We start from the raw sequence: 25077 nt of genomic DNA on the forward strand, positions 1-25077 counted from the left end.
GTGCTGCGCGCAGAGCGCAACGCGTGATATGCTGCCGGATGAAGGTTCGTGGGCGGATGAGGGTTCGACTCACCGCGGAGATCGGCAAGGCCGTTGATCTCATCGGCTGTTAGCGTGGCATTTTCCAACAGAGGGAGACAGGCGTGAGCAGGATGAAGGCGGGTGTGTTTGGATTGGCGGGTGCGGCGCTGCTAATGGGGCTTGCCCCTCTCCGGGCTGAGGACAAAACGGGGATTATCTATCGCTGTGACGACGGCAAGGGGGTCACCGCCAGCTTCCTGTCCGCAAGCAACGAGGCGCTGATCACGACGGACGGTCAGAGCTTCCGCCTGCCGCAGGGCATGTCCGGTTCAGGCGCGCGTTATACCGATGGCATGGTGGTGTTCTGGATCAAGGGCAACGATGCGCAGCTGGAAGCGCCGGGCCGGTCGACCAGCTGCCACGTGCAGTAATCCGGCATTCGACCGAATGGCCGGGGGGCGCATTTGCGGGGCCGGCAATGAAATAGATACGCTCAGAGACGATGGGCAAACCGGGTGGTGGGATTGGTCTTCCGGCGTCGAGGAAAGACCCCTCCCCAACCCCTCCCCACAAGGGGGAGGGACTAGCCGCGGCACGACCTTCCCCCTCCTGAGACGTCGGAGGCTTGGAAAGCGCTGGCGGCAGATCAAGCCCCTCCCCCTTGTGGGGAGGGGTTGGGGAGGGGCGTTGACACGACGCAGGCCGGGTGGACGTGAGGATGTTCCTGTTGCGAAATCGCTGCATTTCAAGAGTCGTCTTTCAGTGCCTCTAGCACCACCCGATGTCGGCACATCGTTGAGCTTGGCGCAGCTGATTTGGCGTGGATAGCTCGTTTCAGCCCTTCAAAAGGAGATGCCGTTCCTGGCTGCAATCTCAGAAAGCGCACGAGGTACAGCGTTGGATGAACGGTCTGTGGTAGTCTCCCCTAACTTGTGGGTGCAATTTGTGCTACCACTCGGAAAACGAATGGGACCTCTGCGGCAAGTCGCATCAGCCTTGTGCGGAAAGCAATCAGCACCCTCAATCTGTTTTGACTTGATCCGGAAGCCTTGAGCCCGATCGGAGAGACGATGATAAATATCCTGCTGAAGCTGCGTTTCGTCGTGGCGCTTGCATCCATAGGCGTCATCGCCGCCGCGGGCCTGATGTTCTGGGAAGGCCTGCTGACATTGTGGGATGCCTTCGCCTATGTGAGAACCGATCCGGACCTTGCCGTCATTGCCGCCGTCATGCGGGCGACCGACAAGCTGCTGTTCGCCATCGTCCTCGTCATCTTCGGCTGCGCCATCACCCTTGGTTTCCTCGTCGATCTGTCGCCCGAGCAACGCGCCGCGCTGCCTGACTGGATGATCATCGACAGCGTCGCCGAACTCAAAAATCTCTTCATCCAGATGATCATCCTTTACCTGGTGGTGCATTTTGCCACGCTCGTCGCCGAGACGGATGAGATGCTGCAGTGGAACGCGCTGGTCCTGCCCGTCTCGATCCTGCTATTGGCCGGGGCGATGAGATTGATCGCCAGTGCGCCTGGCCATGCCGGTCGCGCCGGTCACGATGAGTCCGGCTAGCTTCCCCCGGGGCGAGGCGTGCTTCCATACTGTCTCATCTCAAAAGGCGGCTTTCAGCGCCTCCATCACCACCCTGATGGCCGGCACATCCCGGATCTCCGCATGGACGACCAGCCACACGTCCCGCGTCAGAGGCGTTTCATCCTCGATACGCTCCAGGCCCTCCGACGCCGCGAAATCGGGCAGCATGACGACACCGCCGCCGAGCCTTGCAGCGGCCGCCTGGAACTCCAGAACGGAGGAGCGGATAGCGATCGGCCGGCCGGCGGCGAGCTCGAAGAGGCGCAGTTGCTGCGGCGAGGCGTTCATGCCCTCGTCATAGCCGATGAAGGTCCATTGCGCCTCTGGCACGCTGTCGAGATAGGCCTTCGATGCATAGAGGTGGAAGGCGATCTGTCCGATCTTGGCGATGGCATAATCGCCATCGTCGGGGCGCGACAGCCGCACGGCGATATCCGCCTCCCGTCGGTTCAGCGAGGCGAGCCGCTTTTCGCCCGCCAGCGTGATCTCGATGCCCGGATGCTGCCGCCGGATCGCGGTGACGGGTTCTGCAAGGAGCACGCTCGAGAGTGCTGGCGGGGCGCTGATCCGCACATGGCCGCGCATGTCGGTGGCGCTCGTGCGGCCAAGCTGCTCGATAACAGCCGTCTGCTGGGCGATGGAGGCTGCGTGTCTCGCCACTTCTTCGCCATCAGCGGTCAGGATGACGCGCCGCCCGCGGCGGTCGACGAGCTTGCGCCCGAGGGTTTTCTCAAGTGCGGTTATGCGCCGGCTGACCGTCGCGTGTTCGACGCCGATCTGTCTTGCCGCACCGAGAAAGGTGCCTGCCTGTACCAGCGCCAGGAAATGCCTGATATCGTCCCAGTCGATCTGTGTGAATTCTTTCCCAACCATTGTGCGACTATAGGGAATTTTCACACATAGGACCAGCGGGCTAGTCTCTCCCCATCAAGAAGCTTCCACAAAGGAAATCGAGATGACCGACAAGATCGTCCTGCTGAATGCCCCCGGCGATGTCTCCCAGTTCCGGCTGCGGGATCAGCCCTGCCAATCCCCTGGTGCGGACGAGATCAAGATCCGCCATCAGGCCGTCGGTACCAATTTCCTCGATGTCTATCACCGCAAGGGTCTCTACGCGCTGCCATCCTATCCCGCCGTCATCGGCGTGGAGGCGGCGGGTGTCGTGGAAGAGGTCGGCGCCGATGTCTCCGGCTTCAAGCCTGGCGACCGCGTCGCTTATGGCGGGCCGCCGGCCGGCGCCTATTCCACGACCCGGATCGTCGCGGCCGACAGGGTGATCCGGCTTCCCGATGGAGTCTCCGCGAAGGTGGCCGCAAGTTCGCTGCTCAAGGGTATGACGGCCTATATGCTTCTGAAGAAGGTGACCAATGTCGCCGACGGCAGCACCGTGCTGATTCATGCGGCCGCGGGCGGGCTCGGCAGCATCCTCGTGCGCTGGGCCAAATCGCTTAATGCCACCGTGATCGGCACGGTGAGTTCGCCGGAAAAGGCTGATCTTGCCACCTCCTATGGCGCCGATCACCTGATCGTCGGGCGAAAGGCCGATATCGTCGCCGAAGTGCAACGGATAACGGGCGGGAAGGGCGTCGATGTCGCTTATGACGGGATCGGCGGCGACATGCTGTTGAAGAGCATCCGCGCCGTGCGCCCCTTCGGCACCGCCGTCAGCATCGGCCAGGCCGCGGGACCCATTCCGCCCGTTGACGTGGAAGAGCTTCGGCCGGGCAAATCGCTCACGTATCCGAGCATCATGGCCTGGTGCGCCGATCTCGGGCGCTACCGCGAGGCTGCCGAGACGGCCATCAGCGCCATGGAAAGGGGTATCGTTTGCGAGATTGCTGCGGAATACAGGCTGGCGGAGGTGGCGAAGGCGCATGAGGATATGGAGTCGGGGCGGGCGGCCGGCAGCATATTGCTCGTGCCGTGATTGGTGACAGAGAGAGCAGATGCTCGATCGATAGTCGGACTTTTAGGAAGGGCGGCTTCAGGCGACGCCGTATCGGATCATGGGTGCAGGCCGAGCCTCGCCCAATACCAGAGCGTCAGGGGACAAGGCCCATCAGCACACTCCCGCTCCTGAAATCGACAGGCAGGGAAATATGTTCGTGTGTGATCAGCCATTTGTCGTTGGACCGTTGGCAGCAGACGGTTGAACGCAGCCAGAACCCGCGCTCGCGCTGCTCCTCGGGTAAATTGGCATTTCCTTTGTCCAGGTGGAGCATATGCGCGAACGCAACGTCGCCGTTCATCGCAATATCCAATTCGCGGGTTTCCAGGCCGATTGGCCCTTCATATTCCTTGAACCACCGCACGAAATTGCCCGGACCGCATCGGTTCCGATGAAGCGGAGAGGGGGTACGACATCGAAGTAGACGATATCGGGTGAATAAAGCGACATGAGCCGATCGATGTCCTTTGCCCGACATGCCTCTGTCCGATGGTCCAAGAGCGCTCTGACGTCCTGTTGTGCTGAAGCCATTGCGTTCTCCTTTGTTGAAAACGAAGCGACTGCGCATGCGCCGGAAATGGTCTGCGGCTGTCTCGCGGGCTGATGAGAGTTCCGAGCCTCGGTATTGTCGGGTTTTCACTGACAGCTCTTGCGCTCTAAACCCAAAGCGGTTCCCCGACCGGACTACACCCGAACGCCTGCGACGCCGAAAAGTTCGCAAGTTCTTTCTGCCGCACTAACGCTGCTGCGCTCCTCTGATTCTCTGAATCGCGCCGGTCAGCCCCGAGGCATCGCAACGGATCTTGGCGCCGAGGCGATAAAAAAAACCCTCCCCAACCCTCCCCACAAGGGGGAGGGGCTTAACCTGCGGCGCCCGCTTCCCCACATTCGACGGCGCGGAAGGTGCGAGGCGGTGCCTCCGGGTTAGCCCCTCCCACCTGTGGGGAGGGGTTGGGGAGGGGCTTTTCGCCGGCAACGCGGGCTACAGACGGTTGAGGAAGTTTCTCAATAGCGCCAGACCTTCTGGCCAATCGCCCAGTTCGCTTTGGCCGTTGATGGGGCCAGCCGCGCCGATTACCTTCAACTCGCTTCCCCATTGCTCGGCCCGTGTCTCGACATAGGGCAACGAACCATAGGGATCATCGATGCTTGCCACGATGAGAGACGGAAATCGAAATCGCTTCCGAGGCACGTCCGCAAAGCCTGACGCCTGTGAAGGAAAGGCCGGAGAGGCCGGGTCCGGCACGGCCACCAGCATTGCCCCCTTTACCGGAAGATCGGAAACCTGATGCCAATGTGCGACGAGCAGGCAGGCTAGGCTATGAGCCACGAGAACGGGTGGCGTTCGCGCCGCACGCACGGCCTCTTCCAGTGCCGCAATCCAGTCGGAAAGATCCGGTTGGTCCCAGCCTCCAAACAGATCGGCCGCGAGCTCATGATGAAGGGCTGATTTCGCGATGATCGCGATAGAGTGCCGTGGCTGGGGCTGTGACGATGAGGCATATGGCGTTGCCCCGCCAGTATTCTGGTCTATTCCGCCCTCATTCGGGAATTGACCTTGCCTGTTTAAATACAGCTATGGGACGCGATAGTCTTTATCCGCGCGCCCTGAAACTTATCGCTCCGTACATCTCTGCTCGAAAGCCCGCCCTCGACATCTTGCGCAGGCGGCGGTCACAAAGCTGCCGCTCAATCGTCAGCAAATTGCCCCGCCACCGCCGCACCGTGCCCTCTTGACGGTCCATCGTTGCGACCTCGCCAGCCTGCAGTGGTTGAGCGATCGACCGAGGCGGTCCTGCTGCCGATCAAATCATGCACGTGAAAAGGAATGACTATGATCACTCGTTACACACCCGTCGCAACGATGACCGCTGCGGTCTTCAGCCTATTTGCTCTCAGCCCGGCATTCGCCGTGGACTTGGCCCAGGCCCAACAGCAGCCGCCGGCGCAGGGCCAGGCGCCGATGCAGGGGCAGACTGGCGGCAATGGTGCAGCCGCCCCTGTCAGCGATCAGAAAATCGAGGCCTTTGCCGTTGCCTATAAGCAGGTCGACAAGGTCAGGCAGGAATATTCGGCCAAAATCAGCGCGACGAAGGACGAGGCTGCGAAGCAAAAGCTGCAGGAAGAAGCCAAGAAGCAGATGGTCGACACCGTCGAAGCCTCCAACGGCATCTCTGTCGAGGAATACTCTTCGATCCTGACAGCCGCACAGAGCGACCCGGCTCTCGCCAAGAAGGTTCTGGAAAAGATCGGCACCCCGCCGCCGGCGCAGCAGCAGCAATAAGGCTGCGCGCTTCTGCATAATCCTCACATCGGAGAGGATTACAGCTCGATCACCGGGTCAGGACCATCCTGGCCCGGCTCCCTCGAATTGGCCGAATGCTCCGAAATAGCCCAAACCCGGCTGGATAAAATGGCTGTGTGAGGCCGACGCCAAGGGAAAGGGCGTTCGGCCGAAGTCACAAGGCAGCGTTCGGTTCCCTTGCGTATCGCTCATTTCAGCTTTATATACTGAACCACATGGTTCAGTATTCGACAGCCCGTCTCGATGCCTCGTTCGCCGCGCTCTCGGACGCCACCCGGCGCGGTGTTCTGGAGCAGCTCGGGCGCGCGGATGCTTCGATCACGGACCTTGCGGAAAAATTCCACATGACCCTGACGGGCATGAAGAAGCATGTCGGCATTTTGGAGCAGGCGGGGTTCGTCACCACTGAGAAGGTTGGGCGCGTGCGCACCTGCAGGCTCGGCCTGCGCCGGCTGGAGGAGGAGGCGGCCTGGATCGAGCGCTACCGCCAACTCTGGGACGCCCGCTTCGACGCGCTGGACAATCTTGTCGAGGAACTGAAACGGAAGGAGAAGGACGATGGAGAGTAAGCCTGCCCCGATGAAGAACCCCACGACCGTGGAGCGCAAGTCCGAGCGCGAGCTGGTCGTTACACGAACCTTCAATGCTCCTGCGCGCATCGTGTTCAAGGCGTGGACGACGCCCGAACTGTTCATGCGGTGGTGGGCACCGAAGTCGATAGGAGTGCCCCTGCTTTCCTGTGACATGGATGTTCGCACCGGCGGCACATACCGTCTCGAGTTCGGACAGGATGCGTCGAACTCCATGGCATTCTTCGGCAAGTATCTCGAAGTGATACCGAACGCGCGGCTCGTCTGGACCAACGAGGAAAGTGAAGACGGTGCCGTCACCACTGTCACTTTCGAGGAAAAGGACGGCAAGACGCTGCTCACGCTGCACGAACTCTATCCCTCGAAGGAAGCGTTCGACGCCAATTCCGGTGCGGAGGGCGGGATGCCCGAGCAGTTCGAGCAACTGGACGAGCTTCTCGTTACGCTTGGGGCGTGAAGGGCAACCGGGGCAGCGTGCGTGCCCAGTGAAAGAGCACGCACGATATCAATCGGCAATCAGTGGAAACCGCCGGCGGCAGTCACTCGCTCGCCGGTCAGCCAGCCGGCGTCGTCGGAAGCGAGGAAGACTGCGATCTTGGCGATATCATCGGGTTGGCCGATACGCCCAAGCGGGGTCTGAGCCACGGCCGTGCGCTCGAAATCGGAGCCGATGACGCCTATCGTGTGCGCGCCTTCGGTCTCGACAATGCCAGGGAGGATGGCGTTGACGCGGATTTTGCGCGGACCGAGCTCCTTGGCAAGCACGCCGGTGATGCCGTCCACCGCTCCCTTGGTCCCGGTATAGACGGCGGTGGCGGGCGGGGCGAGGCTGGTCACCACGGAGGAAATGTTGATGACGCTGCCGCCCTCGCCAATATGCTTGACGGCGGCCTGGGTGGTCAGCAGGAGGCCCAGAACGTTGACGTTGAACTGGCGGTGATAATGTTCCTCGGTGATCTCGCCGATCGCAGCGAATTCATAGACGCCGGAATTGTTGACCAGCACGTCGAGACGGCCGAATTCCCTGATCGCGGCGTCGACCAGGCCCTGCGCCTGATCCGCCTTCGAAACATCGCTCTGGACCGCAATCGCCTTGCCGCCGGCGGCGGTGATCGCTTCGACGACGGCGTCCGCGCCGGCCCTGCTCGAAGCGTAGTTGACCACCACTTTTGCACCTTCGGTGGCGAGCGCCTTGGCAATGGCAGCGCCGATGCCCTTGGAGGCTCCCGTCACGAGAGCGACTTTTCCAGCAAGCTTAGACATATCAGTTCCTTTCGACTCGGAGTGCCGCCGGGAGTAGCGGCTTTGTTCCGTAGTTCAGAAATTCGGAACTGTTGATCGAGATATCAAGTAGCCCTATATAAAAATTCATGAGACCGCTCTTTCACCCAGCCGTCGAAGATTTGAAGCCAGAGGCGATCCTCTATGCGCTCTCCGATCCGGAGCGCGTGGCGATCTTCGCGCAGATCGCGGGCCTCGGTTCCAGCGGCACATGCGCCGCGCTTTCCAATCTCGGCGGGCGTGTCATTCCCAAGTCGTCGCTGTCGCAGCATATGAAGGTGCTGCGTGAGGCCGGGCTAATCAGGGGCGAGCGTCACGGCGTGGAGATGCGCAACCATTCGCGTTGCCAGGAAGTGGATAGCCGCTTCCCCGGTCTGATCGCGGCCATCCTGAATGCTTACGGACGGTCGCCGGACCAGTCGGACGCGGACTGACCGGCCGGGACCTCTCACCGGCGCCTTCCCATGCTCATCGACCCAGGCAATCTCGAGCGCAAGCTCATTGAGCACGGCGCGGGCGAGTTCCGTCTCCGGCCCGCTTTCGCGGGCGCATCAAGTATGATTTGCCTTGATCGAAGAAAGAGCGCCTGTATCTGCTCCGGAACTGACGAATAATATTTTTGGTACTCCCGGTGCTAAAGATAAAGGCGGGTTATAGAGCATTTATTTACCATACAATATTAAAGTCCGCGGAGGTGTTCGCTCGGGAGGTGCATCGAGCGCGCAAACGGCGACTTGCCGCATCTCGGGGATCGATAATGAAGCTCACCATTGCCAGAAATCTCGCCGTCGTGGGCATTGCCGTTTCCGTCGGCATGTTCGCTTCCTTCGGGCTGCAGCAGGCCGCGCTCGAACGGCTCAAGGTCAACGGACCGATCTACGAGCAGATCGTCTATGGCAAGGACCTGATTGCCGATATTCTCCCGCCGCCGCTCTTCGTGGTCGAATCCTATATGCTGTCGCATGAGGCCAACGACTTTCCCGATCTGATCGATGCCAACCTTGCCAAGATCGCGACGCTGAAGGCGGCCTATGACGATCGCCGCGCCTATTGGCGGACGACCCGCCTGCCGCAGTCGCTCAAGGACGAACTCGACAAGGATGTGCTGGCCAAGGGCGACATTTTCTGGAAGGTGATGGAGGAGGATGTCATCCCGGCGCTCAAGGCCAGGAAGGATGGCGCCGCGAGCGGATCGATGGTGAAGCTGAGGACCGCTTTCCACGAACATCAGGATGCGGTCGAAAAGCTCGTGGTCAATTCCGATACCTATCTCAAGGGGCAGGAGAAGAATGCTGCCGATGAGATCATGACATGGACCTCGGCTGCCGCAGCGGCGGCGCTCGCTTCCTTCCTGCTGCTGCTTGGCGGCCTCTATTTCTTCCGCCGCCGCGCCATCCTGCCGATCGATGGCATGAAGCGCTATATGAGCGGCCTTGCCAATGGCGACTTTTCCGAGGACGTGCCCTTTGCCGAGCGCAGCGACGAGATTGGCCAGATGGCGCAGGCCGTCGTCGTCTTCCGCACCAATTCGCTCGAACGCCGCGAAGCGCACCTGCGCGAGGCGGGGGCCAAGGAAGCAGAAATTGCTAGGGAACGCCAGCTGGCCTCCGAGCGCGCTTCCGAAGAAGCCGCGCGTGACGCGGTGATCCAGTCACTCACCCAGGGGCTCGATGAACTGTCGCGCGGCAATCTCGGTTTTCGCATCGATACCAGGTTCCCATCCGCCTACGAGGAGCTCCGCGCCGCCTTCAATTCCAGCGTCGACACGTTGTCCAGCTCGATCGACGCCGTTTCCGGCGCCACCAGCACGCTGCGCCATTCGTCACAGGATATCGCCGGCGCCATGGAAGCGCTGGCGAAGCGGACCGAGCAGCAGGCGGCGACCATCGAAGAAACATCGGCCGCACTGACTGAAATCACGTCGGCCGTCGGCAATTCCTCGTCACAATCGGCCGAGGCAAGCCGGATGACGGGCGAGACCAGCAAGGCCGCGCTGCAATGCGCCGAGCTGATGCGCGAAGCCATCGCGGCGATGCAGCGGATCGAGGGGTCGTCGGACCAGATCGGCTCGATCATCAACGTCATCGACGACATCGCCTTCCAGACCAACCTTCTGGCGCTCAATGCCGGTGTCGAGGCGGCTCGGGCGGGCGAGGCCGGCAAGGGTTTTGCCGTCGTGGCGCAGGAAGTGCGCGAACTTGCCTCCCGCTCGGCCAATGCCGCCAAGGAGATCAAGGTTCTGGTCTCGACATCTTCGGATCAGGTCGGCGCGGGCGTGGCGCTCGTCAATCGCACCGGCGAAGCGCTCTCGGACATCGAAACCGGGGTGCAGCATGTCGGGCGCCTGATCGACGCGGTGGTCACGTCCTTGAACGCGCAGTCCTCGGCGATCGGCGAAATCAACGGCTCTATTCACGCGATGGACGAAGTGACCCAGCGTAATTCCGCCATGGCGACAGAAACCAGTTCGGCCTGCAAAGGGCTCAACGAGCAGGTCCTGGCGCTGGAGGAGATTGTTTCGCGCTTCCGGATCGCCGCGGTGCGTCCTGGCGTTACCGCAAGCCGTGCCGCCTGAGCCGGACGTAAAAACCGCTACGCACTTTTGCTGGAATTGCTCTCTTGTTTGACGCAATTCCGGACGCAAAAACCGCTATGCACTTTTGCTGGAATTGCTTTCTTGTTTGACGCAATTCCCGGCGCAAAAACCGCTATGCACTTTTGCTGGAATTGCTCTCTTGTTTGACGCAATTCCGGACGCAAAACCGCTATGCACTTTTGCTGGAATTGCTTCGGCTACTTCTTGGGCGGTTCGAACAATTCGATGGCATTGCCTGAGGGGTCCTCGACGAGAACCTGCTTGCCGCCAATTCCGGCCACGATGTCGTTGCGAAATCTGGCGCCTGACGTGCGCAGGCGTGCGACCTCGGCTTCGATATCATCGACCTCCAGCTGGATGCGGTTCCATCCGCCGGGCTCGGGCCGGCGTCCGTCCGGCATGGGCTGGGACGCGCCGCCTGGCCCAGTCGTTGCGTTCACCAGCAGGCGAAGATCCCCTCTGGTGAGCATGGCGAAGCTCGGCGCCGGATGCATGGTGAGAGTGAAACCGAGCGACTGCGTATAGAAGGCAATCGCTGCATCGACGTCTTCGACGATATAGCGGACGCTGACAGTAGCCATAACAATTCCTCCTCCGGATTAGGCAGGTAAGGTAGGGTGGCAGTGGCTGCTGCAAAGACCTCGGCAGGTGAGCAATGCCGCTGCTCGACTGCTTATTCATGAATTGCTTGCGCCGGCAACGTCTTCAGCCGCGTCCGGTGGCGCGGTGATATGCCTCTTTTCTTATCGGGAACCGCGATTGGAGGTGAGGAGTTCGGCCTGCAATCGCCATACGGATTGGCGGTTATCGAAACACGAACCATGAGGAGAATACCGATGGTCAGTGAAACCGATAGTGATCCGCGTCACCATACGCAGAAAATGCAGATGCGCCTCCAGGACATGATGGACCATTTGCGGTCAGACATCGAGATGGTCGACGAGCCGCAACTGAAGGCCATGTTCGAGACCGCAGCCGAAGTGCTGGGCGGACTGCAGAAGGCGTTTGGCGACTATGAGAAGAAAAACGAGCCGGCGTGGAAGTAGAGGGCGAGTGCAGGGCGGTGCCGGGGTGCGTAACGACTCCGCCCGTGTCGCTGCCGCTTGGATGCGGCGGCATCGCTGCCGTTCAATCCACCGGCTGCGGCGCGGGGAATGTCCAGCTTCCGTCCAGAATGTTCTGGTGCGGCCGGTAAAGGCGAACGGTGTAGTTCCAGCCGGCCTCGATCGGCAGGCAGTTCGCAATCTTGCCGTCGCAGCCGCCGAACTGGATGTCGACGGAGTCGTCCTTGCCCTTGTCGGCGGTGATATTGTTGACCGAATAGGCGTTGAACGGGTTCTCGACGAAATAGCCTGACGCGTCATAGCGGCTGATCGACCAGAAGCCGTCCACCGGCACGTCGCCGGGAACATGCAGCTTGTAGACCGTCTTGCCGTCGTTCCGCTGCGGCGTGACGCTCAGATAGGTGGCTTCGCTGTCCGGATTGCCGCCCCAGCCTGCGGCCGTGCCGATCAGGTGGTGAACGGGGTCGACCTCGCCCTTCCTGCCGAAGGCCTTGTTGAAACTTCCCATGGTCGCATTGAGCGCCAGCAGCGCATTACGCACGGTATCCTGGCTCGTCTTGTCCCAGACGGGCATGTCCAGCGTACCCGGCCCGTCGGGCTGATCGACCTTGATCGCATCCTGCAGCCTGTGCACCTCGTCGGCATCGCCTGCTTTGGTCGGATCGATCAACGTGCGAACCCCGACGAAGACATAGCGCGTGCCGATGCCATCCTTGGTCAGCGTGTGGCTGCCGGCGCCGTGGAAGACATCGATAACATAGTGATCCTCGTTGATGACCATCAGCGACATGAAGCGTTTGCCGGCATCCGGCATCGTGATCGTCACCGGCCCGGCATCCAGATCGAAGACGGCGCTGGAATAGAGCGTATCGCGATTGCCGCGGATGACCGTCTGGTGTTTCACGTCGAAAGGCTCTCGGTAATGGAAAAGCTTTCCGAGCCCGGCTTCCCCGGCCGAGACCGTCATGTACATGTCGGTTTCGGCGCGCGCGAAATTATCCGGCGTGACCTTGATGGCGTCAGAGCCGGATGCTGCGCCCGACATGAGGAGCAGAGCCACCGACGCAGTGGTGAGAATTGTCTTCTTCGCGGTCATAATCTGATCTCCTCACAACGGTTCGACATCCGCCAGCATCCAAGCCTTGTCGAAGAGGCGCTGGGTCGGTGCATAAAGGCGGAACATAAGCTCGAACCGGCGGCCGGGAATGGTCGGCACCCAGTTCGTTTCCATGCCTTCGGTCCGAAATAGATGTCCACCGATCCGTCGGCATTTTTCTTGACCTCGGCTGCGTTGGAGGCGCGGCTGGCGCGACCGGCACCTTCAGAAGCGCGGCAGCCGCAGTCGCCGACAGCAGGCCGATCGTCGACGCGAATACCAGGCGCAACATGCATCACCTCCAGCCCAGAGCTCCAAGGCCGAAAAGGTGTCACGGCTGAAACCGCCGGCGGAAGTACGCAACGGTAAATGCTGACGTAAATCGGATCGGTAGCGCGCGGCCCACGCGCTTCCCAGATCCTCGACACTTCTGGCGATGTCCTCTGATACCCCTCGGGCAGCTCCTGCTCGAGAAGTGGATCGCGCAGGGCCGCCCGCAGCAGCTCACCATTGCAGCCACCGGCCGCAAATGCGATGATCGCCAGGCAATCGCATGCATCATTTCTGGGGGAGTGGCATGGCTGATTTCAACCTTGGTTTCGTGATCTTTCCAGGCATCACCCAGCTCGATTTCACCGGGCCGTACGAGGTGCTGAGCCGGCTTTCAACGCCGCCGTCGGTTTCGGCTCCATCGCGCTTTCCGGATGTCAAAACCCATGTTATCGCCAAAGCCTGCAGCCGGTGGCTAGCGATCGGGGTTTGAGCTTCCTTCCGGGGCAGAGTTTCGAGACCTGCCCGGCGCTCGACCTGATCTGCGTTCCTGGCGGCGCCGGTGTCGTCGATGCGCTTGGCGATGCCGAGACGGTGGATTTCATCGGCCATCAGGGGCGACAGGCGCAATATGCGACATCCGTGTGCACCGGGGCCTTCCTGCTCGGGGCCGCCGGCCTGCTCAGGGGCCGGCGGGCGACGACGCATTGGGCCTATACCGATCTGCTGCCGCTTGTCGGCGCGACATATGAGAAGGCGCGCACCGTGCGCGACGGCAATATCATCACCTCCGGCGGGGTAACCGCCGGCATCGATTTCGCCTTTACCATCATCGCCGAACTTGCCGGTGACGATGTCGCCCGGGCAATCCAGCTCGGTATCGAATATGATCCCGCGCCACCCTTCGATGGCGGCGATCCCGACAAGGCGGGCGAGGCGGCGAGGGCGCTGATGTTGCAGCGCAATGGCGCGGCCCATGGCGGGATGCGGGCGGCGCTGGAGATGCTGGCTTTGAGGTGAATGGTCTGCTTCCCCTTCCTTGCGATGCGGAGAAGGGGAAGGGCAGGCTTTCACGCCCCTCTGGCCAGCCCATGCTCCACCAGCCTGTCGATGACCTCGGCATAGGCCACACCGCTTGCGGCCATCGCCTTGGAATACATGCTGATATCGGTGAAGCCCGGAATGGTGTTCACCTCGTTGACGACGAAGCGCATGTCTTCCATCAGGAAGAAATCGACGCGGGCCATGCCGTCGCAGCCGAGCGCGCGGAAGGCGCGGGCGGCCATGTCGCGGATCTTGCTTTCGACTTCGGCGGGAAGCTCGGCGGGCACCTTGAGGGCGGCGCCGTTCTCATCGAGATATTTGGCGGTGTAGCTGTAGAAGCCGTGGCTTTCGGCGGGCGCGATCTCGCCGGGGCGGGAGACGAAAAGGCCGCCGCTGACATCCTCCAGCACGCTGCACTCGATCTCGCGGCCGGCGATGAATTCTTCCGCGAGCAGCTTTCGGTCATGGCTGAAGGCCTCGGCAAGGGCAGGCGCGAATTCCTGGCTGCCGGAGACTTTTCGCACGCCGACGGAGGAGCCCTGGCGGGCGGGCTTGATGAAGAGCGGCAGGCCAAGCGCGGCTTCCAGCGTTTCGAGCGCCGGGGGTGTTTCCTGATCGAGCGTGACCGAGCGGGCCACCGGCAGGCCGGCCGCCTTCAGGAGCTGCTTGGCAATATCCTTGTCCAGCGCCGTTGCCGAGCCGAGGATGCCGCAGCCGGCAAGCGGCACGCGCGCCACCTGGCAAAGCCCCTGAACCGCGCCATCCTCGCCATGCAGGCCATGCAGGACCGGAAAGACGATATCGATCTTGCCGCCTTCGGTCGCCTTTCCATCCGGCGCGATCGCCAGCAAGCGACCGTGCCCGCCGGGCACGAGGCAGAGTTCGGTGCCGAAGGAGAGGGTGTCGAGTTCGCCATTGGCAAAGCGGCTTTGCAGCCAGCGTCCATCTTTCGTGACGAAGACGGGCAGGGCATCATACCGCTCCGGATCGAGGGCGCGCATGACGTTGGTGGCCGACATGATGGAAACGTCGTGCTCGCTGGAGCGGCCGCCGAAAAGCACGGCGATGCGCAGCCTGGTCTGGGAAGGGCTCATTGGAGTTCTCCTATTTTCAGAAGTTGACCGCGATGCCTCGGTTGGCGAAGAAGCGGTCGAACGTGGCAAGCGGCAGGATGACATCGGCCTGGGTGGCGCGCTCATGGCCGGACGGATTGTGGAAGCGCACGCTCTCCTCATCGGCGGCCGTTACCAGCACCAGATGGCCGCCCTTACCGGACGGCTCGCGCTCCGGCCAGCGGATCGCGCTGCTGACCGAGGCCATGAAGAAGCGATGGGTCGCGAGGATTCCGGGTATGGCTTCTGTCGAAAGCCCGGTACGCACATCGGCGGCAAGGCCGAAGCGCTCGCGCACGAAGGTGACGAAGGGCGCATAGATCAGCCCCTTGATCGAGGCGTCCGCTTCGTTGACGACATAGCCGCCGTAGCTGGTGCAGGCGCGCGCCAGCGAGATGATCGGATGCGCCTCGCCGCGGGCGGCCAGGATCATCTTCAGGCAGGCCATGCCGCAGATATTCACCGCCCAGCGCGCATATTCCTCGACCGTCTCAGCGCCCGAATTCTTCCAATTGACGTCGCGGTGCAGGGCGATCGCCCCCTCCGCCAGCACCGGCAGCGTCATCTCGGGCGTTTCCCACTGGCTGAAATAGGGCACGTCGAGCGCTCGATGATCCATGTCGTCTCCGTCAGGCAATGCAATGCGAATCCTGTTAGAAAGTGGCTCACATTTGATTCGATTATGATCCATTTGACAGAGCCACTTGACCGTGATTCTGTGGGCCACTTGGATCGCGTATGGTGAGACGAAACACGCGAATGAACCGCTGGAATGGCTGCGGGAGAGCTGATGACTTCTATGAGACGACGCGAAGCGCCATCAGCAGCGTTCCGGCCCGAGATTGACCCCTCGTCATCGGCACCCTTGCCGCGACAGCTTTACCTCTCGCTACGGAATGCCGTAGCGGAAGGGCGGCTTTCGAGCGGGCAGCGGCTGCTCTCGACACGGCTTGCCGCAACGGAATGGGGCATTTCACGCGGCGTCATCGCAGAGGCCTATGAGATTCTGATGTCCGAGGGTTTTGCGGTCGCCCGGCATGGCTCGGGCACCTATATCGCCTCGGCGATCCCCGAAGGCGTGTCCCGCGTCAGTGACATCAACGGGAAAGGTGTGCCGCCCGTCCGCCGCGGCGTGTCGGCCGCCGCCACTGCGATCCTCACGCGCGGACCTAGCCTCGAGCCGCAGAAGACCCTGCCGTTCGTCACCGGCCGCATCGCCCATGACGAGCGGACGGCCAGGCTTTTGAACCGCATCGCCATCCGCCACATGAACTATGCCTTCGAAGGTTATGGCGATATCCAGGGCGACTTGCGGCTCAGGGCCGCGATCAGCGCCCATCTCGCCGTCTCGCGCGGGGTGCGCTGCGCGTCCGACCAGATCTTCATCACGGCGGGAACGCAGCAGGCGCTCGACCTTGCCTTTCGCGTACTGATGACGCCGGGCGACAGAGCCGTCGTCGAGGACCCGTGCTATCCGCCGGCCCGGCAGTGCCTTGCCCTGAACGGTATCGAGGTGATCGGCCTTCCGGTCGATCGCGATGGGATCGATATTGCCAAGCTGCTCGATGGCAAGATCGCCCCGCCGGCTGCCTTCTACGTCACGCCCTCCAACCAGTATCCTGTTGGTTCCGTGCTGTCGCTCCCGCGCCGGCTCGGGCTGCTTTCCTATGCCGAGGAAAACAATTGCTGGATCATCGAGGATGATTACGACAGCGAATTCCGCTACCACGGCCATCCGATCGCCTCGCTGCATGGGCTGGATAAGGCGAGCCGCGTTCTCTACACCGGCACGTTCAGCAAGGCGCTGTTGCCGAGCCTGCGCATCGGTTATCTCGTGGTGCCCGCCGATCTCGTGCCCGCCTTCCGCGCCGTGCGCCCGGCCGTCGACCGCTGCCCGCCGAGCTTCCAGCAGCGCGTCATCGCCGATTTTCTGGAAGAGGGCTATTTTCCGGCGCATCTGCGGCGGCTGAGGGAAAGGCTCAGGGCCTCGCGCGACATGCTGGCCGGCTATCTGCTGGAACGCCTCAGCGACCATATGGAGGTGGTGCTGCCGGATCAGGGCATCAATCTGACGGTTCGCAGCCGGGGCGGCTGGAACGACGATACCGCCGTTTCCGCCGCAGCGCTGAAGAAGGGCGTCGTGGTGATGCCGCTATCGCGGATGAACGTGGTTTCCACCGATCGCTCCCGGCTGCTGCTCGGGTTCTCCGGGCTTTCGGAGGCCGACGCGGATATGGGGACGCGGGTGCTTGTGGAGGTATTAGAGAGTGGGGAGTTTGTTGGCGGGTAGAGCCGGGCGACTCCTGCAGATGGCCCTTCGACGACCCGAGCTTGAAACCTCGGACAAAAGGTAATACCTGATTGCAGATCGGTATTACAGGATTGCGATCATGACGACAACGGTGACGGCAAAGGGGCAGGTGACGATCCCGAAAGCGGTTCGCGAGTTCTTGGGCATCGCGCCTGGAAGCAAGGTCGATTTTCATCGGGCTGCAGATGGCAGCGTGGTGCTGACGCGGGCTGACGAGAAAAAGCCAGCCAGCCGCTTTGAGCAGCTTCGGGGACATGCCGGAAAGGGCCTCACCACGGATGCGATCATGGCGCTCACCCGTGGTGATGCGTGACGCTCGTCGATACCAATGTCCTGCTCGACCTCGTAACGAACGACCCGGTCTTGGCCGACTGGTCGATAGCCCAACTCGAAGCGGCCAGTCTCACGGGACCATTGCTCATCAACGATATCATCTATGCGGAGCTCGCCGTCCGCTATGAACGCATCGAGGAACTCGACGGGTTCATCGATGAAGCGGAGCTGATCCTGGCGCCCTTTCCGAGGGCTGCTCTATTTCTGGCGGGAAAAGCATTTACGCAGTATCGCCGCGCCGGTGGGTCTCGTACCGGTGTTCTGCCGGATTTTCTGATCGGCGCGCATGCCGCGGTTCAGACGCTGCCGGTGCTGACGCGCGATGTCGGCCGGTATCACTCCTACTTCCCGACCATCGAGTTGATATCACCAGCTCGATGATTGAAGACTGTGCGGTTCATCCGATGGGAGCGACATGGGCATCAGGAATTATTTGATCGAAGGGGTTTCCGGCACGGGCAAGACCTCGGTCGCCACGGAATTGCAGCGGCGCGGCTATCACGTCATTCATGGCGACCGCGAACTGGCCTATCAGGGCGATCCGCTGACGGGTGAGCGGCTGGACGAGGCCGCGCTTCGGCAGAATGGCCAGGATGTCAATTTCAGGCACAGGCATCATATCTGGAATGTCGGCAGGGTCAGGTCGGCCTGTGCCGACCGCAGCCATCCGATCACCTTCTTCTGCGGCGGTTCGCGGAATTCCGGTCGGTTCATCGATCTGTTCGATGCGGTTTTCGTTCTGGAGATCGATTTGGAGACGCTGAAGGGGCGGCTTGCAGGCAGGGCCGACGACGAGTTTGGCGGCAAACCGGCCGAGCTGAATGTGGTTTTGCGCGCGCATGCGACAAGGGAAGACCTGCCGGATGATGCCATTGGTATCGATGCGACGCAGCCGCTTGGCTCAGTCGTCGACGATATCCTCTGGAGATGCGGCGAGGGCGATCGCGCCGGCACGGGGAGGGAATGAGGGCCGGGTGAGCGCCTATCCGCGCAGGATCTTCTCCATCGCCTTTCCCTTGGCAAGCTCGTCGATCAGCTTGTCCAGATAGCGGATCTCCCGCATGGTCGGCTCCTCGATCTCTTCGACGCGCACGCCGCAGACGACGCCTGTTATCAGCGACCGGGAAGGGTTCATCGCCGGTGCCTGCGCAAAGAAACCCTCCAAGCTGGTTTTCTGTGTCAGCTGATCGTCCAGGCTCTCCGGGCTGTGGCCCGTCAGCCAGCAAATGATCTCGTCGACCTCCGCCTTGCTGCGCCCCTTCTTCTCGGCCTTGGCGATATAGTGCGGGTAAACGCTTGCCAGGCTGATCGAATAGATACGATGCTTCGCCATGCCGCCTCCCTGACGTTGCGGATATTTCCCGGGAGAGGATAGCCGGGAACTGTGTCATGTCATGTTTTCCAAACGAACCCGACCTGGGAGTAAGACTCGTTACCGAGTTGAATGTCTGGCGCGTTCACTTCGCGACCGCCCATCGAATGGTAGAATTGGCGGTTCGGATTTGCGGAGAGCACAGTGAGGTAGAAGCCCTCGGGGCTGGCCTCAGTCAGCTTTGTTGTGACGGCCCCAAACAAGGCGCTGCCGATACCTTGCCGTTCGAACTCTGGTCGAAGGTAGATGGCATAGAGTTCTGCTCCTTCGAAGAATTCTGTTTGACGACTTGGACCTCCGGACGCGAAGCCAACAATGCCGGAGCCTTCTATGGTCGCAACGCGATAAACGACTCCAGCCTTAGAAAAGATCCGGCTGTGGCGGGAGGCTTGGCGTTCGGCTGATAGCGATGACAGAAATTCAGACGATACAAGCCCGGTAAATGTGTGACGCCAGGAGGTTGCTACGATCTCCCCGATCGTTGCCATGTCGCCAGGAAACGCTGTTCGGATCTTCAAGCCTTCTTGTGCCATGCTTTAGTTTGTCCCACGTTGCAGGCGAACCGCAATGGCGCCGGCTGCAATCACTGTCGCATTCGGTCGACACTGATTTTTGACCCGAATCCCACAAATCGCAGATGCCGTGACTCTTTTCACCTCGCTGGAACGTCGTAGTTGCGACCGTCGTCGAGCGGTCGGATCCGACGCGAATGAGGACTAAGAGATGGATCTGGAAGGAAAGCGTATCGTTGTTGTCGGCGGCAGCCGCGGCCTGGGGAAGGGGCTGGTCGAGGCCTTTGTGGCGCGCGCGGCCGACGTCACCGTGGTTGCCCGAAACACCGATGCCGTGCAGGGAGCGGGCGAGCAAACGGCCGTCACCGCCATATCGGCCGATGCAACCGATGCCGACGCCGCATGGCGGATCATGGATCAGACGCGACCCGATATCGTCATCATGAATGCCGGTGCCGAACCGCCGATGGAACGGATCGACCGGATCAGTTGGGAGGCGTTCACGACCAACTGGAATGTGGACGTCAAGGCCGCGCTGCACTGGGTGCAGGCTGCCCTGACATTGCCGATGACGCCGGGCGGAATTGTCGTCCTCGTCTCAAGCGGCGCAGCCGTGCAGGGCTCACCACTATCGGGAGGTTATGCGGGCGCCAAGCGGGCGCAGTGGTTCATCGCGAAATATGCCGAGGCCTTGTCGGAGAAACTCGGCCTGGGTCTGCGGTTCCGGGTCATCGTTCCCCGGCAGATGTTTGCCGGAACCGGTGTGGGCGATACCGGCATTACCGCCTATGCCGCTGCGGCGGGCCGGACATATGCCGAACAGGCCGCCACATGGCCGGACATGACGCCGCGCGCTTTTGGCGATACAGTCGCCGACCTGATCGGCAAGACCGATCTCGCCGAGGCCATGGTCTATGCGGTGCGCGGAGATACGGGTGTGACGGTCATCGAATGACCCAGGACGCTGCTCTCGAAGCTGAAGAGAGGAAAAATCTGCTCGCAGCCCTGGCGGGCGAAGCGGATGCCCTTCGCCCCGAACTGCATCGCTATGCCGCTCGTCTCGTGGGGTCGGTGATCGACGGCGAGGACGTGATTCAGGATGCCTTTGCCAGGGTGTTTGCGACAGTTGGCTCGATCCCGCCGGACACGCCGCTCAGACCCTGGCTGTTTCGCATTGTGCATAACAGAGCCATCGATGCCCTGCGCCAGCGCAGTACGCGCCGGTCGGAGCCCATCGAGGCGGTCTTCGATCTGGCCGATGCCAGCGCCGTCGGCCCGGAGGACGCGCTGATCCGGCAGGATACGGTGCGGCTTGCGCTCAGCCATTTTGCAGAATTGCCGGTGCCGCAGCGCAGCGCCGTCATCCTCAAGGATGTATTGGGAGAGTCGCTTGCCGATATTGCAGCGCTGCTGGAGCTGAGCGTCGACGCCGTCAAGGCGCATCTTGCGCGCGGCCGGGCGCGATTGCGGGCCATCTCCGACGTGCGGTCCGAGGTTGCGCCATCAGCCACTCCCGAGGTCCTGAACTTCGCAGCGCTCTTCAATGCCCGGGACTGGGACGCCTTGCGCAGCCTGCTTGCCGATGACGTCCGGCTTCGCCAGGCGCGGCGACCGGAAATCTCGGGTGCTGCCGATGTCGGCCGATTTTTCACCTATTATGCCGAATATCCGCCGGTCAGGCTGGAACCCGCCTGGCTGGAAGGCCGGGAAATATTGCTGGTATCGACCGAGCCGTCGGGCGCTCCTTCCTATTTCATGCTGCTCGAATGGCGGGGGCAGAAGATCAGCCTGATCCGCGACCATCGTTACGCGACCTATGTCATTGATGGTGCTGATGTCGTGCCGGCCGCGCCGCGGTGACAGGCATTGATCAGGACGCATTCAGCTTCGATCTCCGCTCCTTCCGGCAAGGACCAAGCTTGCCGCGATCGTGAAACCTTTCGATTTCTGATCCGTTTTCGGTGGCATGACCGACGCTAAAATCCGTCCGAAATCGGTCGACGGCGCCAGAGCCGGTGGTGCCGAGGAGAGGCGCCAGGGGAAGGCATCGACCGGCGAGGTCGCGCCGCCGCCAGAGGTTGCCGAACCCGATCCGGCCCTGACGCCCGAGGAGGCGGAGCGGGTACGCAAGAAATATTTGCTGAAGCGTTTCTGGATCAGCGCGCGGGGTTACTGGTCGCGCCGCGGCGATGGTTTTGCCTGGCCCTGCACGATCGGGCTCCTCATTCTCATCGGCGCCAATGTCGGCTTCCAGTACGGGATCAATATCTGGAACCGCAAAATTTTCGACGCGATAGAGCGGCATGATGCCGGCGTCGTCTATTATCTGACTGCCGTCTTCCCGCCGCTCGTGCTCGGCAGTGTGGCGCTCGTCACCACGCAGGTCTATGTCCGCATGATGATCCAGCGGCGCTGGCGCAAGTGGCTGACGACGGCGCTGATCGCCCGCTGGCTGGCAAACGGGCGTTACTACCAGCTGAACCTCATCGGCGGCGACCACAAGAACCCCGAGGCGCGTATTTCGGAGGATATGCGGATAGCCACGGAATCGCCCGTCGATTTCGTCGCCGGCGTCATCTCGGCCTTCGTGTCGGCCTCGACCTTCATCGTCGTACTGTGGACGATCGGCGGGGCGCTCAGCCTGCCGATTGGCGAGATGACCATCACCATTCCCGGTTTTCTCGTCGTCACGGCTGTGCTCTACGCCGTCATCATATCGACCACGATCGCCGTCATCGGCCGGCATTTCGTGCAGGTTTCCGAGGTCAAGAACCAGGTGGAAGCCGAGTTTCGCTATACGCTGACGCATGTGCGCGAAAACGGCGAGAGCATCGCGTTGCTCGGCGGCGAAGAGGAGGAGCGCAGCGACCTCGACAAGACCTTCGGCAATGTGTTGAGGCAATGGGCGCTGCTTGCGCACCAGTATATGCGCACGACCTTCGTATCGCACGGGTCGATGCTGTTTGCCCCTGTCGTGCCGGTGCTGCTCTGCGCGCCGAAATTCCTGGCAGGCAACATGACGCTGGGGGAGGTGATGCAGGCGGCCTCGGCCTTCGCCATCGTTCAGACCGCCTTCGGATGGTTGGTCGATAACTATCCGCGCCTTGCCGACTGGAATGCCTGCGCACGGCGCGTCGCCTCGCTGATGATGTCGCTCGACGGGCTGGAGCGCGCCGAACAGAGCGATGCTCTGGGGCGCATCCAGCATGGCGAAACGAAGAGCGAGGCGATGCTGAGCCTCAACGATCTCTCAGTGTCGCTGGATGACGGTACGGCCGTCGTCAAGGAAACGCAGGTCGAGATCGATGCGGGCGAGCGGGTGCTCGTGGCCGGAGAATCCGGCTCGGGCAAGAGCACGCTGGTGCGCGCCATTTCAGGTCTCTGGCCCTGGGGCCACGGCAGCGTCGATTTCCACCCCGGCAGGCGGTTGTTCATGCTGCCGCAGCGGCCTTACATACCCTCGGGCACGCTGCGGCGTGCCGTCGCCTATCCCAATGCCGCGGACGGCTGGCCGTCGGATGAGATCAAGGCCGCTCTCAAGAAGGTTGGGCTTGATTATCTCCAGGAGAAGCTCGAGGAAGAGGCGCCCTGGGACCAGATCCTGTCGGGCGGCGAAAAGCAGCGGCTCGCCTTTGCGCGCCTGCTCCTGCACCAGCCCGATATCATCGTGTTCGACGAGGCCACCTCGGCGCTCGATGAGAAGAGCCAGGACAGGATGATGGAGATGGTGATCGAGGAGTTGCCCAAGGTCACGATCGTCAGCGTCGCGCACCGCGCCGAGCTCGAAGCTTACCATAGCCGCAAGATCACCCTGGAGCGGCGGGAGGGCGGCGCAAAGCTTGTGAGCGACATCGATCTCATTCCGCGCAGGAGGAAAGGGAACATGCTGTCGCGCCTCCTGGATACGCGGCCGACGGACAGCAGACGTTCGAACAAGGCGGCGGCGCGGAAGAAAATCTGAAGAGCGCCCGGTGGGACCTTTACATCGCAGCCTTCGGAGGCAGGTTGCTGGAACTCCGCGTTGGGCTGGCCCTACTTTGGGCGAGCGACCGCCGACAGGAATTCCTGCGTATTCGACAGGATCGTGTCGCCCATGAAGCGAAGGGAGTCGACGGAGCGTCTGGCGGCGTCCGCATCTCCATAGCCGCAGGCATCTTCGATCAGGATCGGCACGATGCCGAGATCGGCGGCGTGGCGGCAGGTCGGCTCTATGCCGATCTCCATCGCAATGCCGCAGATGGCGAGCGCCGAAAGGCCGGCATCCCGCAAGGCGAGTTCCAGCGGCGTTCCTTCGAAAGCCGACATGCCGAGCTTGTCGAAGACGAAATCCTGCTCTTGGGGCTGGAGCTCCGGAATGATTTGAACGGCATCGCTGCCGCGCAGGAACCAGGGCTTTACATCATCGGCATCATCGGTGCGCTGCCATGCCATGGCCATGCGGGTTGCAAAGAGCCCCATCCAAGATTTCGGCAGCGAAAGATGGCGGCAGAAGGCAATCCGCATTCCCGCACCTCTGGCGGCGGCGATGATGTCGGCGATGCGACGGCTCGTTTCCTCCGCTCCCGGAACCTGCCTGATAATGCCGACCTGCATGTCGTAGACCAGCAGGGCGGTACGATCAGGAGAAAGCCAGTCTGCAAGTGTCGTGGGTATCGTCATGGGCTCGATATTCCGGACAATGGTGACCGCCTTTAGTTAGGGCACGGGCGGCCATTTGAACAGCGATCCGATGCTCGCACGCTGCAATCGGCGGCTCGCCAGTCTCTGAGCGGCACATGACCGCAAGGCTCCGCCGCCAATCCGGAATATGGATCCCACGGCAGCTAGCCGCGGTAGGCGCGCTCGAGGTCGGCGATGACGATCTTCTTCATCTTGTACATTGCCTGCAGCACGCGGGCCGCCTTCTCCTTGTCCGGATCAGCGATCATCTGCAGCAAGGCCGTCGGCGTGACCTGCCAGTAGACACCGAACTTGTCCGTCAGCCATCCGCATGGCTGCTCCTTGCCGCCACCTGATGTCAGGGCATTCCAGTAATAGTCGGTTTCAGCCTGGTCGCCGGTCTCGATGAGGAAGGAAAAGGCCTCGTTATAGGGCACGCGCGAGTGGGCGTTGAGGGCGGCGACAGGCAGGCCGGCCAACTCGAAACGGACGACCGATAACTCGGGATCGGGAAGATCGATATGGCCGACGACCTTCGAGTCTTTGAAGACGGACGTGTAAAACTCCATCGCTTCCTCGGCCTCGGATGCGAACCAGAGATGGGGATAGACTTTCATTCCACTTCTCCTTCAGCGACCGCAGCGAGCCGCTATCGATCGGCCCTTGGTCCAATTGACGGACCCGTCCCAATCGCGCTCGAAGCCGATGTCGTGCAGCCGATGATCGGAAAAGCGGGCAATTCGCTGCATCGTCCACTGCTGTTGCAGGGCTGCAAACAGGTGTGCGGTTCGCTCGCGGATCGCGGTGATGAGCCCTGTCATGTTCGCGGCGGGCCGACGCAGGGGTGCCGGGGCGATGCATGGTCCGTCATAAGTATGAGAGATAGTCACAGGAACCTCCAGTTGCTTCGTGTCCTTCTTTCAGGGGCTTGATGGCCTCGCTGATATGGCGAAGATGCGCCGATCAAGGCTGGA

At 61.8% G+C, this 25077-nt stretch carries 32 protein-coding genes and 1 pseudogene; 18 read left to right on the forward strand and 15 right to left on the reverse strand.

The annotated features are described in order from the left end of the window. Positions 1-152 precede the first annotated feature (152 nt). Positions 153-452, forward strand: a complete 300-nt coding sequence (locus FHX08_RS05595; protein WP_245508232.1) for an MliC family protein — start codon at positions 153-155, stop codon at positions 450-452. Between the two features lie 639 nt (positions 453-1091). Then, complete coding sequence (locus FHX08_RS05600) at positions 1092-1589, forward strand: YqhA family protein (protein ID WP_132651901.1); 498 nt, start codon at positions 1092-1094, stop codon at positions 1587-1589. Between the two features lie 39 nt (positions 1590-1628). Here the strand turns inward: FHX08_RS05600 and FHX08_RS05605 are convergent, their stop codons facing one another. Beyond that, on the reverse strand, positions 1629-2483 hold the full coding sequence (locus FHX08_RS05605; RefSeq protein ID WP_184326958.1) for a LysR family transcriptional regulator: 855 nt from the start codon (positions 2481-2483) through the stop codon (positions 1629-1631). An 82-nt stretch (positions 2484-2565) separates the two neighbouring features. On the opposite strand from FHX08_RS05605, the gene FHX08_RS05610 reads away from it, so the two are divergent. After that, positions 2566-3537: a quinone oxidoreductase family protein gene (locus FHX08_RS05610; protein WP_132651899.1), complete on the forward strand. Its 972-nt coding sequence runs from the start codon at positions 2566-2568 to the stop codon at positions 3535-3537. 115 nt (positions 3538-3652) lie between these two features. Here the strand turns inward: FHX08_RS05610 and FHX08_RS31840 are convergent, their stop codons facing one another. From FHX08_RS31840 to FHX08_RS05620, 3 genes and pseudogenes are all read right to left on the reverse strand, one after another. Further along, positions 3653-3922, reverse strand: a complete 270-nt coding sequence (locus FHX08_RS31840) for a nuclear transport factor 2 family protein (RefSeq protein WP_281026253.1) — start codon at positions 3920-3922, stop codon at positions 3653-3655. Further along, complete coding sequence (locus FHX08_RS31845; RefSeq protein WP_312862116.1) at positions 3856-4089, reverse strand: nuclear transport factor 2 family protein; 234 nt, start codon at positions 4087-4089, stop codon at positions 3856-3858. Before FHX08_RS31845 ends, FHX08_RS31840 begins: the two co-directional genes overlap by 67 nt. A 451-nt stretch (positions 4090-4540) precedes the next feature. Continuing rightward, positions 4541-4966: pseudogene (locus tag FHX08_RS05620) on the reverse strand (RBBP9/YdeN family alpha/beta hydrolase); the annotation flags it as partial. Positions 4967-5392: 426 nt separating this feature from the next. On the opposite strand from FHX08_RS05620, the gene FHX08_RS05625 reads away from it, so the two are divergent. From FHX08_RS05625 to FHX08_RS05635, 3 genes are all read left to right on the forward strand, one after another. Next, entirely contained in the window at positions 5393-5842 is a 450-nt protein-coding gene (locus FHX08_RS05625; RefSeq protein WP_132652021.1) for a DUF4168 domain-containing protein, read from the forward strand. A 236-nt stretch (positions 5843-6078) separates the two neighbouring features. Further along, complete coding sequence (locus FHX08_RS05630) at positions 6079-6432, forward strand: ArsR/SmtB family transcription factor (protein WP_132651897.1); 354 nt, start codon at positions 6079-6081, stop codon at positions 6430-6432. After that, positions 6422-6910, forward strand: coding sequence for an SRPBCC family protein (locus FHX08_RS05635; RefSeq protein WP_132651896.1), 489 nt, complete (start codon positions 6422-6424; stop codon positions 6908-6910). The genes FHX08_RS05630 and FHX08_RS05635 overlap by 11 nt, the downstream gene beginning before the upstream one ends. A 59-nt stretch (positions 6911-6969) precedes the next feature. Here the strand turns inward: FHX08_RS05635 and FHX08_RS05640 are convergent, their stop codons facing one another. Then, positions 6970-7716 (reverse strand): glucose 1-dehydrogenase, encoded by a 747-nt coding sequence (locus FHX08_RS05640; protein WP_132651895.1) that lies wholly within the window; start codon positions 7714-7716, stop codon positions 6970-6972. Between the two features lie 107 nt (positions 7717-7823). On the opposite strand from FHX08_RS05640, the gene FHX08_RS05645 reads away from it, so the two are divergent. Both FHX08_RS05645 and FHX08_RS05650 read left to right on the forward strand, forming a co-directional pair. Continuing rightward, complete coding sequence (locus FHX08_RS05645; protein ID WP_132651894.1) at positions 7824-8168, forward strand: helix-turn-helix transcriptional regulator; 345 nt, start codon at positions 7824-7826, stop codon at positions 8166-8168. Positions 8169-8491: 323 nt separating this feature from the next. Further along, positions 8492-10309 carry a methyl-accepting chemotaxis protein gene (locus tag FHX08_RS05650; RefSeq protein ID WP_132651893.1) on the forward strand — a complete coding sequence of 606 codons (1818 nt, stop codon included), beginning with the start codon at positions 8492-8494 and terminating at the stop codon, positions 10307-10309. A gap of 218 nt (positions 10310-10527) precedes the next feature. Here the strand turns inward: FHX08_RS05650 and FHX08_RS05655 are convergent, their stop codons facing one another. Continuing rightward, positions 10528-10911 (reverse strand): VOC family protein, encoded by a 384-nt coding sequence (locus FHX08_RS05655; RefSeq protein ID WP_132651892.1) that lies wholly within the window; start codon positions 10909-10911, stop codon positions 10528-10530. A gap of 255 nt (positions 10912-11166) precedes the next feature. On the opposite strand from FHX08_RS05655, the gene FHX08_RS05660 reads away from it, so the two are divergent. Next, entirely contained in the window at positions 11167-11376 is a 210-nt protein-coding gene (locus FHX08_RS05660; RefSeq protein ID WP_132651891.1) for a hypothetical protein, read from the forward strand. 82 nt (positions 11377-11458) lie between these two features. Here FHX08_RS05660 and FHX08_RS05665 read toward each other — a convergent pair whose 3' ends face one another. Next, on the reverse strand, positions 11459-12490 hold the full coding sequence (locus FHX08_RS05665) for a DUF1214 domain-containing protein (RefSeq protein WP_132651890.1): 1032 nt from the start codon (positions 12488-12490) through the stop codon (positions 11459-11461). Positions 12491-12502: 12 nt separating this feature from the next. Next, a complete protein-coding gene (locus FHX08_RS32030; protein WP_409527388.1) occupies positions 12503-12625 on the reverse strand; it encodes a DUF1214 domain-containing protein in 123 nt (40 codons plus the stop codon). Between the two features lie 442 nt (positions 12626-13067). On the opposite strand from FHX08_RS32030, the gene FHX08_RS31360 reads away from it, so the two are divergent. Beyond that, entirely contained in the window at positions 13068-13253 is a 186-nt protein-coding gene (locus FHX08_RS31360) for a hypothetical protein (protein WP_246698287.1), read from the forward strand. Beyond that, on the forward strand, positions 13250-13780 hold the full coding sequence (locus FHX08_RS05675; protein ID WP_246698288.1) for a DJ-1/PfpI family protein: 531 nt from the start codon (positions 13250-13252) through the stop codon (positions 13778-13780). Before FHX08_RS31360 ends, FHX08_RS05675 begins: the two co-directional genes overlap by 4 nt. A 50-nt stretch (positions 13781-13830) precedes the next feature. Here FHX08_RS05675 and FHX08_RS05680 read toward each other — a convergent pair whose 3' ends face one another. Then, positions 13831-14898 carry a D-alanine--D-alanine ligase family protein gene (locus FHX08_RS05680; protein WP_184326959.1) on the reverse strand — a complete coding sequence of 356 codons (1068 nt, stop codon included), beginning with the start codon at positions 14896-14898 and terminating at the stop codon, positions 13831-13833. A 16-nt stretch (positions 14899-14914) separates the two neighbouring features. Beyond that, positions 14915-15535: a C39 family peptidase gene (locus FHX08_RS05685; protein WP_184326960.1), complete on the reverse strand. Its 621-nt coding sequence runs from the start codon at positions 15533-15535 to the stop codon at positions 14915-14917. A gap of 171 nt (positions 15536-15706) precedes the next feature. Between FHX08_RS05685 and FHX08_RS05690 the strand changes: the two genes are divergently transcribed. The 4 genes from FHX08_RS05690 (at position 15707) to FHX08_RS05705 (ending at position 18527) form a co-directional block, all read left to right on the forward strand. Next, positions 15707-17206, forward strand: a complete 1500-nt coding sequence (locus tag FHX08_RS05690; RefSeq protein ID WP_184326961.1) for a PLP-dependent aminotransferase family protein — start codon at positions 15707-15709, stop codon at positions 17204-17206. Positions 17207-17306: 100 nt separating this feature from the next. Next, entirely contained in the window at positions 17307-17540 is a 234-nt protein-coding gene (locus FHX08_RS05695) for an AbrB/MazE/SpoVT family DNA-binding domain-containing protein (protein WP_132651885.1), read from the forward strand. Further along, a complete protein-coding gene (locus FHX08_RS05700) occupies positions 17537-17941 on the forward strand; it encodes a type II toxin-antitoxin system VapC family toxin (RefSeq protein ID WP_184326962.1) in 405 nt (134 codons plus the stop codon). Before FHX08_RS05695 ends, FHX08_RS05700 begins: the two co-directional genes overlap by 4 nt. Before the next feature lie 34 nt (positions 17942-17975). Beyond that, positions 17976-18527 (forward strand): AAA family ATPase, encoded by a 552-nt coding sequence (locus tag FHX08_RS05705; protein ID WP_184326963.1) that lies wholly within the window; start codon positions 17976-17978, stop codon positions 18525-18527. 15 nt (positions 18528-18542) lie between these two features. Here the strand turns inward: FHX08_RS05705 and FHX08_RS05710 are convergent, their stop codons facing one another. Both FHX08_RS05710 and FHX08_RS05715 read right to left on the reverse strand, forming a co-directional pair. Continuing rightward, positions 18543-18893: a DUF2200 domain-containing protein gene (locus FHX08_RS05710; protein ID WP_184326964.1), complete on the reverse strand. Its 351-nt coding sequence runs from the start codon at positions 18891-18893 to the stop codon at positions 18543-18545. A 59-nt stretch (positions 18894-18952) separates the two neighbouring features. After that, on the reverse strand, positions 18953-19465 hold the full coding sequence (locus FHX08_RS05715) for a GNAT family N-acetyltransferase (protein ID WP_184326965.1): 513 nt from the start codon (positions 19463-19465) through the stop codon (positions 18953-18955). A 190-nt stretch (positions 19466-19655) separates the two neighbouring features. On the opposite strand from FHX08_RS05715, the gene FHX08_RS05720 reads away from it, so the two are divergent. From FHX08_RS05720 to FHX08_RS05730, 3 genes are all read left to right on the forward strand, one after another. After that, positions 19656-20399 (forward strand): SDR family oxidoreductase, encoded by a 744-nt coding sequence (locus FHX08_RS05720; protein ID WP_184326966.1) that lies wholly within the window; start codon positions 19656-19658, stop codon positions 20397-20399. Then, the gene (locus tag FHX08_RS05725) at positions 20396-21304 is read left to right on the forward strand and encodes a sigma-70 family RNA polymerase sigma factor (protein WP_184326967.1); all 909 of its coding nucleotides are present in this window, start codon (positions 20396-20398) and stop codon (positions 21302-21304) included. Before FHX08_RS05720 ends, FHX08_RS05725 begins: the two co-directional genes overlap by 4 nt. Before the next feature lie 106 nt (positions 21305-21410). Next, entirely contained in the window at positions 21411-23405 is a 1995-nt protein-coding gene (locus FHX08_RS05730) for an ABC transporter ATP-binding protein/permease (protein ID WP_184326968.1), read from the forward strand. 71 nt (positions 23406-23476) lie between these two features. Here the strand turns inward: FHX08_RS05730 and FHX08_RS05735 are convergent, their stop codons facing one another. The 3 genes from FHX08_RS05735 to FHX08_RS05745 form a co-directional block, all read right to left on the reverse strand. Next, complete coding sequence (locus FHX08_RS05735; RefSeq protein ID WP_184326969.1) at positions 23477-24103, reverse strand: cysteine hydrolase; 627 nt, start codon at positions 24101-24103, stop codon at positions 23477-23479. A gap of 164 nt (positions 24104-24267) precedes the next feature. Further along, a complete protein-coding gene (locus FHX08_RS05740; protein ID WP_184326970.1) occupies positions 24268-24720 on the reverse strand; it encodes a VOC family protein in 453 nt (150 codons plus the stop codon). 12 nt (positions 24721-24732) lie between these two features. After that, positions 24733-24993, reverse strand: a complete 261-nt coding sequence (locus tag FHX08_RS05745; RefSeq protein WP_312862117.1) for a hypothetical protein — start codon at positions 24991-24993, stop codon at positions 24733-24735. Positions 24994-25077 lie beyond the last annotated feature (84 nt).

It is taken from the genome of Rhizobium sp. BK529 (assembly GCF_014194105.1).
Lineage (GTDB): Bacteria > Pseudomonadota > Alphaproteobacteria > Rhizobiales > Rhizobiaceae > Rhizobium.

Coding starts and splice junctions, on each gene's coding strand:
- FHX08_RS05595 (WP_245508232.1), top strand. CDS start 153: ATGAAGGCGGGTGTGTTTGGATTGGCGGGTGCGGCGCTGCTAATGGGG.
- FHX08_RS05600 (WP_132651901.1), top strand. CDS start 1,092: ATGATAAATATCCTGCTGAAGCTGCGTTTCGTCGTGGCGCTTGCATCC.
- FHX08_RS05605 (WP_184326958.1), bottom strand. CDS start 2,483: ATGGTTGGGAAAGAATTCACACAGATCGACTGGGACGATATCAGGCAT.
- FHX08_RS05610 (WP_132651899.1), top strand. CDS start 2,566: ATGACCGACAAGATCGTCCTGCTGAATGCCCCCGGCGATGTCTCCCAG.
- FHX08_RS31845 (WP_312862116.1), bottom strand. CDS start 4,089: ATGGCTTCAGCACAACAGGACGTCAGAGCGCTCTTGGACCATCGGACA.
- FHX08_RS05625 (WP_132652021.1), top strand. CDS start 5,393: ATGATCACTCGTTACACACCCGTCGCAACGATGACCGCTGCGGTCTTC.
- FHX08_RS05630 (WP_132651897.1), top strand. CDS start 6,079: ATGGTTCAGTATTCGACAGCCCGTCTCGATGCCTCGTTCGCCGCGCTC.
- FHX08_RS05635 (WP_132651896.1), top strand. CDS start 6,422: ATGGAGAGTAAGCCTGCCCCGATGAAGAACCCCACGACCGTGGAGCGC.
- FHX08_RS05640 (WP_132651895.1), bottom strand. CDS start 7,716: ATGTCTAAGCTTGCTGGAAAAGTCGCTCTCGTGACGGGAGCCTCCAAG.
- FHX08_RS05645 (WP_132651894.1), top strand. CDS start 7,824: ATGAGACCGCTCTTTCACCCAGCCGTCGAAGATTTGAAGCCAGAGGCG.
- FHX08_RS05650 (WP_132651893.1), top strand. CDS start 8,492: ATGAAGCTCACCATTGCCAGAAATCTCGCCGTCGTGGGCATTGCCGTT.
- FHX08_RS05655 (WP_132651892.1), bottom strand. CDS start 10,911: ATGGCTACTGTCAGCGTCCGCTATATCGTCGAAGACGTCGATGCAGCG.
- FHX08_RS05660 (WP_132651891.1), top strand. CDS start 11,167: ATGGTCAGTGAAACCGATAGTGATCCGCGTCACCATACGCAGAAAATG.
- FHX08_RS05665 (WP_132651890.1), bottom strand. CDS start 12,490: ATGACCGCGAAGAAGACAATTCTCACCACTGCGTCGGTGGCTCTGCTC.
- FHX08_RS32030 (WP_409527388.1), bottom strand. CDS start 12,625: ATGGAAACGAACTGGGTGCCGACCATTCCCGGCCGCCGGTTCGAGCTT.
- FHX08_RS31360 (WP_246698287.1), top strand. CDS start 13,068: ATGGCTGATTTCAACCTTGGTTTCGTGATCTTTCCAGGCATCACCCAG.
- FHX08_RS05680 (WP_184326959.1), bottom strand. CDS start 14,898: ATGAGCCCTTCCCAGACCAGGCTGCGCATCGCCGTGCTTTTCGGCGGC.
- FHX08_RS05685 (WP_184326960.1), bottom strand. CDS start 15,535: ATGGATCATCGAGCGCTCGACGTGCCCTATTTCAGCCAGTGGGAAACG.
- FHX08_RS05690 (WP_184326961.1), top strand. CDS start 15,707: ATGACTTCTATGAGACGACGCGAAGCGCCATCAGCAGCGTTCCGGCCC.
- FHX08_RS05695 (WP_132651885.1), top strand. CDS start 17,307: ATGACGACAACGGTGACGGCAAAGGGGCAGGTGACGATCCCGAAAGCG.
- FHX08_RS05705 (WP_184326963.1), top strand. CDS start 17,976: ATGGGCATCAGGAATTATTTGATCGAAGGGGTTTCCGGCACGGGCAAG.
- FHX08_RS05710 (WP_184326964.1), bottom strand. CDS start 18,893: ATGGCGAAGCATCGTATCTATTCGATCAGCCTGGCAAGCGTTTACCCG.
- FHX08_RS05715 (WP_184326965.1), bottom strand. CDS start 19,465: ATGGCACAAGAAGGCTTGAAGATCCGAACAGCGTTTCCTGGCGACATG.
- FHX08_RS05720 (WP_184326966.1), top strand. CDS start 19,656: ATGGATCTGGAAGGAAAGCGTATCGTTGTTGTCGGCGGCAGCCGCGGC.
- FHX08_RS05725 (WP_184326967.1), top strand. CDS start 20,396: ATGACCCAGGACGCTGCTCTCGAAGCTGAAGAGAGGAAAAATCTGCTC.
- FHX08_RS05730 (WP_184326968.1), top strand. CDS start 21,411: ATGACCGACGCTAAAATCCGTCCGAAATCGGTCGACGGCGCCAGAGCC.
- FHX08_RS05735 (WP_184326969.1), bottom strand. CDS start 24,103: ATGACGATACCCACGACACTTGCAGACTGGCTTTCTCCTGATCGTACC.
- FHX08_RS05740 (WP_184326970.1), bottom strand. CDS start 24,720: ATGAAAGTCTATCCCCATCTCTGGTTCGCATCCGAGGCCGAGGAAGCG.